The sequence below is a fragment of the Agrobacterium pusense genome, from assembly GCF_013285525.1.
In the GTDB taxonomy this organism is placed as follows: domain Bacteria; phylum Pseudomonadota; class Alphaproteobacteria; order Rhizobiales; family Rhizobiaceae; genus Agrobacterium; species Agrobacterium pusense.
Window position 1 is genome coordinate 681,630 of the sequence record NZ_CP053857.1, and the last position, 12,873, is coordinate 694,502.

Below are 12,873 nucleotides of genomic sequence, written 5' to 3' on the forward strand. Positions count from 1 at the left end.
ATATGGCAGCGTCAAGCCAATCCGGCACGGCCAAAAAATTCCTCTGGCTCGCCATCGCCATCCTCGTGGTTATCGGACTTTATACCGCCGGGTGGTTTTACGCCGCCGACAGGCTGAAGCAGACTGTCCTGAACGTAATTTCCCCCTCGCAGGCCCGCAGCGTCAGCGGCGAATGCAGCGATATCGCCTTCAAGGGTTATCCCTTCCGCATCGGCCTCTTCTGCTCGAAGGTGACGGTGGATGACAGCCAGAACGGCGTCTCCGCCTCCTTTGGCGAATTGCGCTCGGCGGCACAGGTCTACAATCCCGGCCATATCGTCTGGGAACTCGATTCGCCTGCGGAAATCCGCTCGGCCCACGGCCTGACCATTTCGGCAGAATGGAAGAACATGCAGTCCAGCATCGTCACCAGGCTGAAGGGCATTGACCGCAGCTCACTCATCATCGACGGGCTGAAGGCGCAGGCGGTTTCCTCGGTCACCGGCCAGACCATCGACTTCGATGCCGTCAAGACGGAGATGCACCTGCGCCAGAACGGCGCCGACCTCGATGGCGCGATCACGCTCACGGACTCCACGACCGTCATCAAGGACTGGCCGCAGATTCTTCCACGCCTCAACGCCATTGCCGATGTCACGCTCGCCGGCAAAGCGGGCATGGTGGATGGCAGCGATACAGCTGGCCTTTATGGCGCAAGCGGCGAGCTTCGCCGGCTGGTCGCCGATATCGGTGAAGGCCGTGTCATGCGCATCAGCGGCCCCTTCTCCTTCGATAACGAGGGTTATCTCTCCGGCAAGTTCAAGCTGGAGATCGAAAAGCTCGGCGCGTGGTCTGACAATGCCAAGCAGGCGTTTCCACAGCTGCAATCCACCATCGACACGGCGCGCAAGCTGCTCGGCGCACTCGCCGGCGGTGGTGACAGGGCCTCCGTCGATCTCGTAGTGGACCGCGGCCGCGCCACGATCAGCGGCTTTATCCCGCTGGGCAAGATTCCGCCGATCTGAGGGTTAGCCCGTAATCGACGTCACCCTCGGCTTGTCCCGAGGGTCTGCAACCGATCGATTGTGTTGATGTGCTGAGATCCTTGGACAAGCCCAAGGATGACGAAAGCAAGGCTTTGACACTTTACCAGCGGTTTGACGGCCGGATCAAATCCGGCCTAGACTATCGCCAGCGGCGCCCTACTTCTTCTGATCCAGCGCGTGACGACCGAAGTCGGGCGCATCGACGTCCTGACCTGCCTGCACGATGGAGCGACGAATAGCGCGGGTGCGCGAGAACAGCTCGAACAGCTTGTCGCCCTCTCCCCAGCGAATCGCCCTTTGCAGGGAGGCGAGGTCCTCGGAAAACCGGGCCAGCATCTCAAGGATGGCGTCCTTGTTGTGCAGGCAGACGTCGCGCCACATGGTAGGATCGGAGGCGGCCAGACGTGTGAAGTCGCGGAAGCCGGAGGCAGAATATTTGATGACTTCCGATTCGGTCACCGTCTCCAGATCATCCGCCGTGCCGACGATGTTATAGGCGATGATGTGGGGCAGATGCGAAACAATGGCCAGAACCTTGTCGTGGTGCTCGGCATCCATTTCATCCACGCGCGAACCGAGCGCCCGCCAGAAATCCTTCAGCTTCTCCAGCGCTGCCGCGTCCGTGCCCGGCAGCGGCGTGAAGATGCACCAGCGGTCGCGGAAGAGGCCGGCAAAACCCGCATCCGGGCCGGATTTTTCCGTACCTGCCAGCGGGTGGCCGGGAATGAAATGCACGTTGTCAGGCATATGCGGCGCCATCTGTGCGATGACCGAAGCCTTGGTGGAACCCACATCGGTAACGATGGCGCCCGGCCTCAGATACGGTGCGATCTGCCGCGCCACGCTTTCAGACGCGCCGACAGGCACGGAAACGATGACGAGATCGGCATCCTTCACCGCTTCCGCCGCCGAGACGGTATAATCCGTGCCAAGCGCCAGTTCTTCCGCCCGTTTCAGCGTATCTTCGCTGCGGGTGGAAATAGTCACATGGCGGGCAAGCCCCAGTTCTTTGATATCACGGGCAATTGACGAGCCGATCAGGCCGATGCCGATCAGCGCGATGCGTTCAAACATGATCTCAGTCATCACGCCTGCCCCATGAACTCGGTGAGAGCAGCGATGACGCCAAGATTGGCCTCTTCCGAACCGATGGTCATTCTGAGCGCATTGGGGAAACCGTAACCACGTACCGCACGCAGAATGTAGCCGCGGCGGCTCAGGAACTCGTCCGCATCCGTTGCCCGCTTGCCGTCCTGATCCGGGAAATGGATGAGGATGAAGTTGGTGACTGACGGCGTGACGGTGAGGCCGAGGCCGGTAAAGGTCGTGACCAGCTTTTCCATCCACACCGCGTTGTGCGCCACGGCCTTTTCGACGAAAGCCTGATCACGGATGGCAGCGGCACCCGCTGCGATGGCCGGCGCGCTCATGTTGAACGGCCCGCGCACACGGTTCAGCGCGTCGACGATGGCGGCCGGACCATACATCCAGCCAACCCGCAGAGCAGCGAGGCCATAGACCTTCGAGAAGGTGCGGGTCATCACCACGTTGCGGTTGCCGGAAACCAGCTCCAGCCCGGCCTCGTAGTCGTTCTTGCGCACATATTCGGCATAGGCCGCATCCAGCACCAGCAGAACATGTTTCGGCAGGGCGGCCTGCAGGCGGCGAATTTCCGCAACCGGAACATAGGTGCCGGTGGGATTGCCGGGATTGGCGATGAACACCATCTTCGTCTTCAGCGTCACGGCGGCGAGGATCGCATCCACATCGACAGCGCAATCCTTTTCCTTCACCGTCACCGGTGTCGCGCCCGCGCCCATGATCTGGATCTTGTAGACGAGAAAACCGTGTTCAGTGATGATCGCCTCATCGCCCGCACCCAGATAGACGTGGCAAAGCAGGCCGAGAAGCTCGTCCGAGCCATTGCCGCACAGGATATTTGCGATGTTAAGGCCATGTACGTCGGCAATGGCCTGCCGCAGCGCAATCGCCTGCCCGTCCGGATAGATTTCCAGATGGCTGGCCGCCGTACCGAAAGCCTCGATGGCTTTCGGGCTCGGCCCAAGCGGCGTTTCATTGGAGGAGAGCTTATAAACCTTCGCAACGCCATCCACATGTTCCTTGCCCGGAACATAAGCGGCGATATCCAGAATACCCGGACGCGGAACAGGTTGGCTAAGCTCTGCACTCATTTGATCGACCTTTGGAAAGCGCCGGAGAACCCGGCAACAGCAATGCCGGAGGCATTAGACCGGAATGGCCGCTTTGTCGAGGGTCAGCGCGGCTTTCCCTGGCTTGCGGCCGCGCGGGTGGTGGGCACACCCTGTGGCGCGAGTACCGGAACGAAAACCCGGCGCGAGGCACGTTGGGTTACCGGCAACCCTTGATAGAGGCGCTTCTGCGCTTCCACCACGATGACGCCGGAAAACAGCGGCCAAAGACGACGACCGGTATGTTCGAGGTAACGGCGGAATTTTAGCACCGGCCGGCTTGTAGTGGGCGGAAAGAACAGCGCCTCGGCGGTGGCGCCCGGCGTGAAATTGGTTTCGCGCAACAGCGCCGTCAGCTGCCCGCGCGAATAGGGCCGGCCGGAACCGAAAGGCGTGTGTTCCATGCGCGCCCAGACGCCGCGGCGGTTCGGCACCACGATGACCAGGCGGCCGCCTGGCGCCAGTACCCGCCATAGTTCCTTGAGGCTTTCCCGCGGATTTTCGGCAAATTCCAGCGCATGCACCATGAGAACCCGGTCTATCGACGAATCGGGCAGCGGCAATTCCTCATCGAACACCAGCGCGGTGGAGGAAAGCTCTCCCGCCGGCCAGTTCACCGCCCCCTGCCCGGCCGGCATGAAGGCGAAGGTGCGCTCCGTATCGCGGCGGAACCGGTCCAGAAACGGCACGGCATAACCGAGGCCCACCAGCCGCTCTTCCGGCAAGGGAGGCCACAGCGTCGAAAGCGCCATGGTGATCGCCTGCTCGGCCGAGCGGCCAAGCGGAGAATGATAGAATTCGCGCAGATCGACGATATCGGTATTCATGGGTGAGAATGTAGCATCAGGCGGTTGGACTTCAAGGCGTCTGCCCTTACATTGGAAGTCAGTTGGGAAAGTCAGGCAGGCGAATGCGCCGGTTTGGGCCGGCAAATGGAGAGGATACGATGAAACCTTTGGAAATAGACGTCTTTCTTTGCCGCAGCGACAATTTCGGGGTTCTGTTGCACGACCCCGAAAGCGGGGCGACTGCCGCCATCGACGCGCCGGAAGAAGGCCCTATCCTGCACGCTCTCGACGGCCACGGCTGGAAGCTCACCCATATTTTCACCACGCATCACCATCAGGACCATGTGGAAGCCAATCTTGCGCTGAAAGACAAGTTTCAGTGCGAAATTTACGGCCCTTACGATGAGGCCGTGGCCATACCGGGGCTCGACCGCTCGCAGGCCGACGGTGACGAATTCGAATTCGCCGGCCGCCGCGTTCAGATCATCGCCACACCCGGCCATACGGCGGGGCATATCTGTTATTATATGCCGGATGACGGGCTGCTGTTTGCCGCTGATACGCTTTTTGCCATGGGCTGCGGCCGCCTTTTCGAACGCCCGGCGGCGGATATGTGGCATTCCTTCCAGAAGCTGATGGCTTTGCCGGATGAGACCAAGGTCTATTTCGGCCATGAATACACGCTGAGCAATGCCCGCTTTGCCCTCACCGTCGACCCCGACAATGCCGCGCTGCGTGACCGCGCGGAAAAGGTGGAAAAGGCACGGCAGGCGAATGAATTCACCATTCCCACCACCATCGGGCTCGAAAAACAGACCAACCCTTATATGCGGGTGGCGGATACCGGCATTCGCAAAAATCTTGGTCTAGAAAGCGCCACCGATGCCGACGTCTTCGCGGAAATCCGCGCGCGCAAGGATAATTTCTGATGGGAACGGATATATCTGCGCAGGCGATCATTCGTGAACTGGGGCTGGAGCCGCATCCCGAGGGCGGTTTTTACCACCAGACTTTCCGTGACAAGGCCGGCGGCGATCGCGGTCATTCGACGGCCATCTATTATCTCCTGGAAAAAGGCGATCGCTCGCACTGGCATCGGGTAACCGATGCGGTGGAAGTCTGGCACCATTATGCCGGCGCGCCGATCGCGCTGCATCTTTCGCAGGATGGTCGGGAAGTGCAGACCTTCACGCTCGGCCCTGCCATTCTGGAAGGCGAGCGACCGCAGGTCATCGTTCCCGCCAATTGCTGGCAGTCGGCCGAAAGCCTGGGTGATTATACCCTCGTCGGCTGCACCGTCTCGCCGGGCTTTGCCTTTTCGAGCTTCGTTATGGCAGACCCCGGCTGGTCGCCGGGTGATGCGCCGTAACTCCCTGAGTTATGTCGGTGGGGTGAGCGGATGCCACTTGTTTCTTCTCCCCGCCGGGGAGAAGTCCGCGGCAGCGGGATGAGGGGGCAAGTTCTCCGCATATTACTGGCATTGCCCCCTCATCCGACCCTTCGGGCCACCTTCTCCGGCGGGGAGAAGAAATACGCCGCAACTTCTGCTTTTCTTACACTACCATCGGCCTTAGTCAGCCGCCGTATTTCGTGGCGGTGATGTAGACCTGTCCCACCCGCGTCGGGATGATCGCATAAACAGGCGCATAGACATCCATGTTGTTCGACTTGGCGAACCAGATCTCCATCGAAATGGATTTCAGATATTCGATATCCTTGCGCCCCTGCCGGTAACCCGACTTCGGCACATAACGCGCCTTGCAGACGATGGCATCGCCATTAAAACCATTGGTCTTGAACGGCTTGGTGCCGCTGGAGCTCAAAACCAGATCGAGTCGCGACTCGCCATCATAGATTGGCAGACGAGTCGGGCAGATGCGGCCGCCCGCGGGAATGATGAGACCGGAAATCGGATCGAGAACCGAGCGCAGGTCGCGGTCCTTCACATCCACCCAGTTGTCCGGCCGGGCTTTCGGCTCAGGCTTCACCGTCGTCGATGTGACATTACCGTTGCGATAGACAACGTCATAGGTGCGCACGCGTTTGCCGTCCTTATAGACCAGCGAATACTCGTTGGCCTGCAGCCGGTGGCCACGTCGGGCGCCGGAAACGGTCGTCTTGCCGGAAATATCCTTGAGAATGCTGGCAAGACCGGCTGCACTGAAGGACCCGGAGATCGAATAATTTGGTCCATCCATGCGAGTCGAAAAACTCGCTTTGGCAATCGGCAAAATGCCGAGATTGATGCTGTATTCGCTTGTGTGGCGCGCTTCGGCAGCCAGCGAGGGGGAGACGCCCGCTAACGCCATTGTCGCGGCCATGAAAATGCTTTTTCCTCTGGCAATCATTTCGATATCACCTTAAAAGAGGCGCGGAAGCGGCCTTATCGGGCGATGATATACGCCGACTTGTGGCAATAAAAAAGCGGATGCCGGTTGAAAACACCGGAATTTCCTTTCATTTGCTCGCGAGCGGCTTGACTGTTAAGTCTCGTCTGACTATAGAACCGCAACTTTCCAATCATGGCCAGTTGGATTGCCACCCCGGTTTTTGCCGGTGGCGAGCCAGTGGTGAAACAGACGAAACGAAATAGGTGTACCCATGTCCCGTGTATGCGAATTGACCGGCAAGGGCGTCCAGACGGGCAACAACGTCAGCCACGCCAACAACAAGACCAAGCGCCGGTTCCTTCCGAACCTTTGCCAGGTCACGTTGATCTCCGATGCTCTCGGCCAGCGTTTCCGCCTGCGTGTTTCCGCAGCCGCTCTGCGCTCGGTTGAACACCGTGGCGGCCTCGATGCCTTCCTTCTGAAGTCCGGCGAAAACGAACTGAGCATGCGCGCTCGTCTCCTGCGCCGCCAGATCGCCAAGAAGACGGCTGAAGCTGCTTAATAGCGGTTTCAACATCATCGGCATTCGGAAGGCTTGACTGGCTTTGGCCGCTCAAGCCTTTTGCTTGTTTAATCCGGTTCCAACTGGTGGCATCACCCAGGATAAAAAAATGCTCTACCTGCGCTATACGCTTATCTACGTCGTGCTGATGACCCTCGTGGTCGTTGCGTCCAATATTCTGGTGCAATATCCGCTTTCCGGTTCGCTGTTCGGCATCAATCTCGGCGACCTACTGACCTGGGGTGCCTTCACCTATCCAATCGCCTTCCTTGTCACGGACCTGACGAACCGACAGTTTGGCCCATCCATCGCGCGCCGCGTCGTGCTTGCTGGCTTCGTCGTCGGGGTCACGCTGTCTTTCTGGACGTCCATTCCACGCATTGCGGTCGCTTCCGGCACCGCCTATCTGATTGGCCAGCTGCTGGATATTTCCGTGTTCAACCGCCTGCGCCGCCAGCGCTGGTGGCATGCGCCGCTGGCCGGCTCCATGCTGGGTTCGGTGCTGGATACGGCCCTCTTCTTCTCCATCGCCTTTGCGGCAAGCTTCTCCTTCCTTGGCCCCAACGATGCCTTCGCCATCGAAAACGCTCCCATCCTCGGTGTCTTCGCCGTGGAAGCGCCCCGTTGGATTTCCTGGGCACTGGGTGATCTTTCGGTGAAGGTTCTCGTCGGCCTTGTCATGCTCCTGCCTTACGGCGCGCTGATGAACACGCTGAAGCCCATGCCGGGCGCCGTCAAAACCGGCCGCGTTTAAGAACGTCAAGCGCGGATCAAATCGCGCTTGCAAGCCAGCCATCAGCATTGCAGTCTGTCGTCCGTGGCACAGCGCGGAGGCAGCTAGACATGCAGATCAAGGACGTTATCGACATTGTAGAGGCTGCCAGCGCTACGCTTTCGGGCTCAACCTTCAATGACGTCAATCTATCCGGCACGGTCTTCGACAACGTCAATCTTTCCGGTGCGAGCTTCAACAATATTAATTTGTCAGGTGCGTCGTTCACGGATAACAACATGTCCGGCTGGTCGATCGATGACGTCAATTTTTCCGGTCTGAAACTGAGCAACTCCAACCTGTCCGGTGCGCAGATAACGTCATGCCGGATGACCGGCATGAAGATCGACGGCATTCCCGTCGAGGATCTGATGGCTGCCTACAAGGCGGCACAACAGCAGACTTGATTTTACTCCACTAGTCTGAATTCCAGCATCAGGTTGCGCTGGAGGAACGAGTGATTGTCATCGGAAACGATGACGAGCCGCGTCGAACCATCCGGCCCCTTCACTACATCCATGCCTTCCATATTGTCGATCTGGTAGGCCATGCCGGCTTCCATGAGGATTTCACCATCCACCACCGCGCCCGGCCGGATATCAGCACCATGTATGCGGCGGATGCGCATGCCGACGCCTTCGGCAAAATTGAAGCGGCGCTCGAGCAGCAACAGGTCGCCATTGGGCAGGAATGCGCCATCAGTCACGTCGAACGAGGGATGGTGGGTAACCGCAAATGTGCCTTTCAGCGGCCCCTCAAGGATCGCGGCGAGAAGATTGCCGTCCGCATCAATGCTTTTCTCCGCAACGACGACGAGAGCACCGGCGAGCGGCGAATCGGCTGGCGAGACCGCGAGCGCCTCCATGCCGCCATTGTGGCGCAGCTCATTATTGGGAATGAGATGCGGCAGACGGCCAAGTGGCTTTGAGGTGGCAAAGCCCGGATCGGGATAGACACCGATCCTGTGGCGTTGCTCGTAACTGACGTAAACCCTGCCGCCGCGCAGCGACAGCCCTTCCGCATCCATCTCCATCTTACGCGGCGGTTCGAGGCCGTTCATGTCCAGCATCGGGGTAATACGGACTTCAGCAAGACCAGACAGCGCCCCGACAGCGTCACGTGTGACCCTACCGGTCAGCCAGTGGCCGGTATCCAGCACCGCAACGAAGTCTTCCCCGTTGGGGCGGAACCGAATGGAGGAGATAGCGCCGAACAACTTTTCCGGCGCACTCATCACCATGCCGCCAATGAATTCCAGCTTGCCGAAACGTTTTTCGCTGGTGCCGACCTCGAAACCGGAGAGCTGACGGACGCTGACCGGCACATCGATGGCGGACGCGCCAATGGAAACCGGACAAAGCGATACGGCCGCCAGAATGGCGGCCATCAAGAGCGTTTTGCGGGCGGAGGACGCCCCGCCCTGCTTATCCCGCACGACGGACCCTGCGGGACGAACCGGCAGCGCCGCTCGTATCTTCAAAGAGCGCCGCGAGCTGTTCGGTCATTGCGCCAGCCAGCTCGTCCGCATCCACAATGGTGACCGCGCGGCGGTAATAACGTGTCACGTCATGACCGATACCGATTGCCAGCAGCTCCACCGGCGAACGCGTTTCGATCTGCTCGATAACGGCGCGCAGGTGCCGCTCCAGATAGTTGCCCGGATTGACCGACAGGGTTGAATCGTCCACCGGCGCACCATCAGAGATCATCATCATGATCTTGCGCTGCTCGGGGCGGCCGATCAGGCGATTATGCGCCCACATCAGCGCCTCGCCGTCGATGTTTTCCTTGAGCAAGCCTTCGCGCATCATCAGGCCGAGATTGCGGCGTGCGCGCCGCCACGGCGCATCCGCCGACTTGTAGATGATATGGCGCAGATCGTTAAGGCGGCCCGGCGAAGCCGGCTTGCCGCTGGCGAGCCATTGCTCACGCGATTGCCCGCCCTTCCATGCCTTGGTGGTGAAGCCCAGAATTTCCACCTTTACACCGGAGCGCTCCAGGGTACGCGCCAGAATATCGGCGCAGGTGGCGGCAACCGTGATCGGACGGCCGCGCATCGAACCGGAATTGTCGATGACCAGCGAAACCACGGTATCGCGGAATTTGGTGTCGCGTTCCTTCTTGAAGGAGAGCGGCTGCATGGGATCGATGATGAGCCTGACGAGGCGGGCCGGATCGAGATAACCCTCTTCCAGATCGAAATCCCAGGAACGGTTCTGCTGCGCCATCAGGCGGCGCTGCAGACGGTTCGCCAAGCGCCCCACAGCGCCCTGCAGATGAGCAAGCTGCTTGTCGAGGAAGGCGCGCAGACGGTCAAGCTCGGCCTCGTCGCACAGTTCCTCGGCGTGGATTTCCTCGTCGAATTCCTGCGTGAAGATGCGGTAATCGACTTTCTCGTTGAAATCATCGAAGGGGCTGTTGGGACGGCGGGTCTCGCCGGGCGTTTCGGAATCCTCGTCGAGATCGTCGGACATTTCCTCGTCCGACATCTCGGCGCCGTCCATCTCGCCTTCTTCCATTTCCTCCTGCGAGGCCTCGTTCTCATCGGCGGGCGTCGCGTCGGAGCCGGCCTCTTCCTCGACCTGCTCTTCTTCGGTCTCGTTGGTGCGCGGCTGGTCCTCGTTGGATTCCGCTTCCTGACTTTCCGGCTCGTTATCCTCGTCGCCGAAATCCTCCGCCATCTGCATGGAGGTCAGCATCTTGCGCACCAGACGCGAAAACGCCTTCTGGTCGCCGATCACCTTGGAAAGATCGTTCAGGTCGCCGGCAGCCTTGTCCTCGATGAAGTCGCGCCAGAGGTCGAGAACCTTGCCGGCACTTTCCGGCGGCTTTTCGCCTGTCAGCTTCTCGCGCACCAACAGCGAAACGGCTTCGGCAAGAGGAGCATCATCCTGTTTTGTAATACCGGCAAAATTCGCCTTGGCGTATTTTTCCGTGTTCATGGCATGGATATTGGAAGCCATGCCCGGCATGCGCAGCGCACCGATCGATTCAACGCGCGCCTGCTCCACCGCATCGAAGATCAACCGCGCTTCAGCGCCCTGCGGAGACATCACCGCATGGGTATCCGCATCGTGACAGGCGAGACGCAGCGCCATGGAATCGCCGAGGCCGCGGGTTATCGCGATTTCCTGCGCGGTGGGCTTCTTGGAAATTTCCGGCAGGCGCATGCGCTCGCCGGCAAGACCCGGCCGTTCATTGGCGAAAACGACTTCGACTTCGGCATCGCCAGCGACGGATCGCACGCATCCGGCAATCGCCTGACGCAACGGTTCCGTATCGACCGCCGTACCCGATTTCGCTCTGGAATTGTCGCCGCGCGCTGCCATTGTCTTTCCTGTCGATTGTCGACGCCTACGGCCCACGCATCTCTGGATGCGCGATCCGCCGGCGTCCTCAAGTCATGGATGATCTTTTCCGGGCAAGCCGGGAACGATCAGGCGCTGAGAACGATGTTCGCAGCGCTTTCCTTCAGCTCGACACCAAAGGCCCGCTGATACTGTTCGGCCACCAGCGTGCGCTCCAGCTCGTCGCACTTGTTGAGGAAGGTCACGCGGAAGGCAAAGGCGAGATCGCCGAAGATTTCCGCATTTTCCGCCCAGGTGATGACGGTACGCGGGCTCATGACGGTGGAGAGATCGCCATTGATGAAAGCCGAACGGGTAAGATCCGCCACGCGCACCATCTTCGAGACGGTTTCGCGTCCCTTCGGATTGTCGAAGCTCTTCACCTTGGCGGCGATGATGTTCACTTCCTGCTCATGCGGCAGATAGTTCAGCGTGGTGACGATGGACCAGCGGTCCATCTGCGCCTGGTTGATCTGCTGCGTGCCGTGGTAAAGCCCCGTCGTATCACCAAGGCCGATGGTGTTGGCGGTCGCGAAAATGCGGAAGGCCGGATGAGGACGGATAACGCGGCTCTGGTCGAGCAGGGTCAGGCGGCCAGACGATTCCAGCACGCGCTGGATCACGAACATCACATCCGGGCGACCGGCATCATATTCATCGAAGACAAGCGCGACATTGTGCTGGTAGGCCCAGGGCAGGATGCCGTCCTTGAATTCGGTAACCTGTTTGCCGTCTTTGAGCACGATAGCGTCCTTGCCGACGAGATCGATACGGCTGACATGGCTGTCGAGGTTGACGCGCACGCAGGGCCAGTTGAGACGGGCAGCCACCTGCTCGATATGGGTGGATTTACCCGTGCCGTGGAAACCGGAGACCATGACACGTCGGTTGTGAGCAAAACCGGCAAGGATCGCGAGCGTCGTGTCGCGGTCGAAAAGATAGTCGGGATCGAGATCAGGCACATAGGCGTCGCCCTGGGAATAGGCGGGAACCCGCAGATCCGTATCAATGCCGAAAACCTCCCGCACGGACACCGTCGTGTCGGGCAGGTTGGAAATATCAAGGTCGATTTTGCTCATCACGTCTCCAAGGCGGGCGGCAGCCACCCGGCCACATCATCAATCAGGCGGTAAACACAGAAGTTGGCTTAGCAGAAACCTGACTGCTTTAACAATTGATATGCTTGAACAACAGCCCGAAAACGTTCTTCCGAACCACGATCGCCACCATTAGCATCAGGATGGTGCTTTTTGACAAGCTCCTTATAGCGCCTTTTTATGTCTTCCTGCTTTGCACTGGAAGAAAGTCCGAGCGTATCGAAGGCTTTTGCCTCCAGCGTCTTCAATTTTCGGTCCTGCTGCATGCGGGTGCCGCCTGCCTTCGAGCCACCCGCGAAACCGCCGGCAAAGCCGAAAGGATCACGGATACGGGCATTGCCGCTCGCCGTGCCGGAGCGCAGCGTGGAATGCAGCGGGCTGTCGCGGGCGGTCTTGTTGACGCCAACCGTCCAGGTGGGGCGATGGCCGGTGATCGCTTCCTTCTGGTAACGGGCGATCTCGCTGTCGGACAGGCCGGAAAAATAATTATAGCCTTTATTATATTCCTTCACGTGCTCAAAACAGAACAGGAAGAATTGCCCCTCGGCATTGCGGCCGACGGGTGCCCGGTGAATGCCCGGCTTGTCGCATCCGTCCCACTGGCAGGTTGGGGCCTGAACCTCAGGTTCCCGCTCCCTTTTCCGGCGCGTGCGGATGCGGTCGAAATATTTCGAATCCAGTTTCATGATGCCCTGATTATGGGGTGCGAAAAGCCGCACAACAAGAATTGACAAAGCGGAAT

14 protein-coding genes are annotated in these 12,873 nt (G+C 59.7%); 6 read left to right on the plus strand and 8 right to left on the minus strand.

The genetic code is table 11. The annotated features are described in order from the left end of the window. The first annotated feature begins 2 nt into the window (after positions 1-2). Entirely contained in the window at positions 3-1,004 is a 1,002-nt protein-coding gene (locus HQN82_RS16760; RefSeq protein WP_173615299.1) for a DUF2125 domain-containing protein, read from the plus strand. Between the two features lie 177 nt (positions 1,005-1,181). On the opposite strand, the gene HQN82_RS16765 is transcribed toward HQN82_RS16760, so the two are convergent. The 3 genes from HQN82_RS16765 to HQN82_RS16775 all read right to left on the minus strand — a co-directional run bounded on the left by HQN82_RS16765 (position 1,182) and on the right by HQN82_RS16775 (position 4,062). Then, on the minus strand, positions 1,182-2,111 hold the full coding sequence (locus HQN82_RS16765) for a prephenate/arogenate dehydrogenase family protein (RefSeq protein WP_173615300.1): 930 nt from the start codon (positions 2,109-2,111) through the stop codon (positions 1,182-1,184). Next, positions 2,111-3,217 carry a histidinol-phosphate transaminase gene (gene hisC, locus HQN82_RS16770; RefSeq protein WP_173615301.1) on the minus strand — a complete coding sequence of 369 codons (1,107 nt, stop codon included), beginning with the start codon at positions 3,215-3,217 and terminating at the stop codon, positions 2,111-2,113. The genes HQN82_RS16765 and hisC overlap by 1 nt, the downstream gene beginning before the upstream one ends. An 83-nt stretch (positions 3,218-3,300) precedes the next feature. Further along, complete coding sequence (locus tag HQN82_RS16775) at positions 3,301-4,062, minus strand: class I SAM-dependent methyltransferase (protein ID WP_004445660.1); 762 nt, start codon at positions 4,060-4,062, stop codon at positions 3,301-3,303. 119 nt (positions 4,063-4,181) lie between these two features. Here HQN82_RS16775 and gloB point away from each other — a divergent pair, with 119 nt between their 5' ends. Beyond that, a complete protein-coding gene (gene gloB, locus HQN82_RS16780) occupies positions 4,182-4,952 on the plus strand; it encodes a hydroxyacylglutathione hydrolase (RefSeq protein ID WP_173615302.1) in 771 nt (256 codons plus the stop codon). Beyond that, entirely contained in the window at positions 4,952-5,392 is a 441-nt protein-coding gene (locus HQN82_RS16785; RefSeq protein ID WP_173615303.1) for a cupin domain-containing protein, read from the plus strand. Before gloB ends, HQN82_RS16785 begins: the two co-directional genes overlap by 1 nt. Positions 5,393-5,597: 205 nt before the next feature. Here HQN82_RS16785 and HQN82_RS16790 read toward each other — a convergent pair whose 3' ends face one another. Beyond that, the gene (locus HQN82_RS16790) at positions 5,598-6,371 is read right to left on the minus strand and encodes a DUF3108 domain-containing protein (protein WP_173615304.1); all 774 of its coding nucleotides are present in this window, start codon (positions 6,369-6,371) and stop codon (positions 5,598-5,600) included. A 253-nt stretch (positions 6,372-6,624) separates the two neighbouring features. Between HQN82_RS16790 and rpmB the strand changes: the two genes are divergently transcribed. The 3 genes from rpmB to HQN82_RS16805 all read left to right on the plus strand — a co-directional run bounded on the left by rpmB (position 6,625) and on the right by HQN82_RS16805 (position 8,094). After that, the gene (gene rpmB, locus HQN82_RS16795) at positions 6,625-6,915 is read left to right on the plus strand and encodes a 50S ribosomal protein L28 (protein WP_003509888.1); all 291 of its coding nucleotides are present in this window, start codon (positions 6,625-6,627) and stop codon (positions 6,913-6,915) included. Between the two features lie 109 nt (positions 6,916-7,024). Further along, positions 7,025-7,669 carry a queuosine precursor transporter gene (locus HQN82_RS16800; protein WP_173615305.1) on the plus strand — a complete coding sequence of 215 codons (645 nt, stop codon included), beginning with the start codon at positions 7,025-7,027 and terminating at the stop codon, positions 7,667-7,669. Between the two features lie 89 nt (positions 7,670-7,758). Then, a complete protein-coding gene (locus HQN82_RS16805) occupies positions 7,759-8,094 on the plus strand; it encodes a pentapeptide repeat-containing protein (RefSeq protein WP_006697146.1) in 336 nt (111 codons plus the stop codon). Positions 8,095-8,096: 2 nt separating this feature from the next. Here HQN82_RS16805 and HQN82_RS16810 read toward each other — a convergent pair whose 3' ends face one another. From HQN82_RS16810 to HQN82_RS16825, 4 genes are all read right to left on the minus strand, one after another. Beyond that, positions 8,097-9,074 (minus strand): esterase-like activity of phytase family protein, encoded by a 978-nt coding sequence (locus HQN82_RS16810; protein WP_173615995.1) that lies wholly within the window; start codon positions 9,072-9,074, stop codon positions 8,097-8,099. A 37-nt stretch (positions 9,075-9,111) separates the two neighbouring features. Beyond that, on the minus strand, positions 9,112-11,016 hold the full coding sequence (cobT, locus tag HQN82_RS16815) for a cobaltochelatase subunit CobT (protein ID WP_173615306.1): 1,905 nt from the start codon (positions 11,014-11,016) through the stop codon (positions 9,112-9,114). A 107-nt stretch (positions 11,017-11,123) separates the two neighbouring features. Continuing rightward, the gene (cobS, locus tag HQN82_RS16820; protein ID WP_004445672.1) at positions 11,124-12,113 is read right to left on the minus strand and encodes a cobaltochelatase subunit CobS; all 990 of its coding nucleotides are present in this window, start codon (positions 12,111-12,113) and stop codon (positions 11,124-11,126) included. Between the two features lie 68 nt (positions 12,114-12,181). After that, the gene (locus tag HQN82_RS16825; protein WP_004445673.1) at positions 12,182-12,817 is read right to left on the minus strand and encodes a J domain-containing protein; all 636 of its coding nucleotides are present in this window, start codon (positions 12,815-12,817) and stop codon (positions 12,182-12,184) included. Positions 12,818-12,873 lie beyond the last annotated feature (56 nt).

Excerpts from the sequence above, each read along its gene's own strand:
- HQN82_RS16775 (WP_004445660.1), bottom strand. The coding sequence starts at position 4,062 with ATGAATACCGATATCGTCGATCTGCGCGAATTCTATCATTCTCCGCTT.
- HQN82_RS16800 (WP_173615305.1), top strand. The coding sequence starts at position 7,025 with ATGCTCTACCTGCGCTATACGCTTATCTACGTCGTGCTGATGACCCTC.
- cobS (WP_004445672.1), bottom strand. The coding sequence starts at position 12,113 with ATGAGCAAAATCGACCTTGATATTTCCAACCTGCCCGACACGACGGTG.
- cobT (WP_173615306.1), bottom strand. The coding sequence starts at position 11,016 with ATGGCAGCGCGCGGCGACAATTCCAGAGCGAAATCGGGTACGGCGGTC.
- gloB (WP_173615302.1), top strand. The coding sequence starts at position 4,182 with ATGAAACCTTTGGAAATAGACGTCTTTCTTTGCCGCAGCGACAATTTC.
- hisC (WP_173615301.1), bottom strand. The coding sequence starts at position 3,217 with ATGAGTGCAGAGCTTAGCCAACCTGTTCCGCGTCCGGGTATTCTGGAT.
- HQN82_RS16785 (WP_173615303.1), top strand. The coding sequence starts at position 4,952 with ATGGGAACGGATATATCTGCGCAGGCGATCATTCGTGAACTGGGGCTG.
- HQN82_RS16765 (WP_173615300.1), bottom strand. The coding sequence starts at position 2,111 with ATGACTGAGATCATGTTTGAACGCATCGCGCTGATCGGCATCGGCCTG.
- HQN82_RS16825 (WP_004445673.1), bottom strand. The coding sequence starts at position 12,817 with ATGAAACTGGATTCGAAATATTTCGACCGCATCCGCACGCGCCGGAAA.
- HQN82_RS16790 (WP_173615304.1), bottom strand. The coding sequence starts at position 6,371 with ATGATTGCCAGAGGAAAAAGCATTTTCATGGCCGCGACAATGGCGTTA.
- HQN82_RS16805 (WP_006697146.1), top strand. The coding sequence starts at position 7,759 with ATGCAGATCAAGGACGTTATCGACATTGTAGAGGCTGCCAGCGCTACG.
- HQN82_RS16810 (WP_173615995.1), bottom strand. The coding sequence starts at position 9,074 with ATGGCCGCCATTCTGGCGGCCGTATCGCTTTGTCCGGTTTCCATTGGC.
- HQN82_RS16760 (WP_173615299.1), top strand. The coding sequence starts at position 3 with ATGGCAGCGTCAAGCCAATCCGGCACGGCCAAAAAATTCCTCTGGCTC.
- rpmB (WP_003509888.1), top strand. The coding sequence starts at position 6,625 with ATGTCCCGTGTATGCGAATTGACCGGCAAGGGCGTCCAGACGGGCAAC.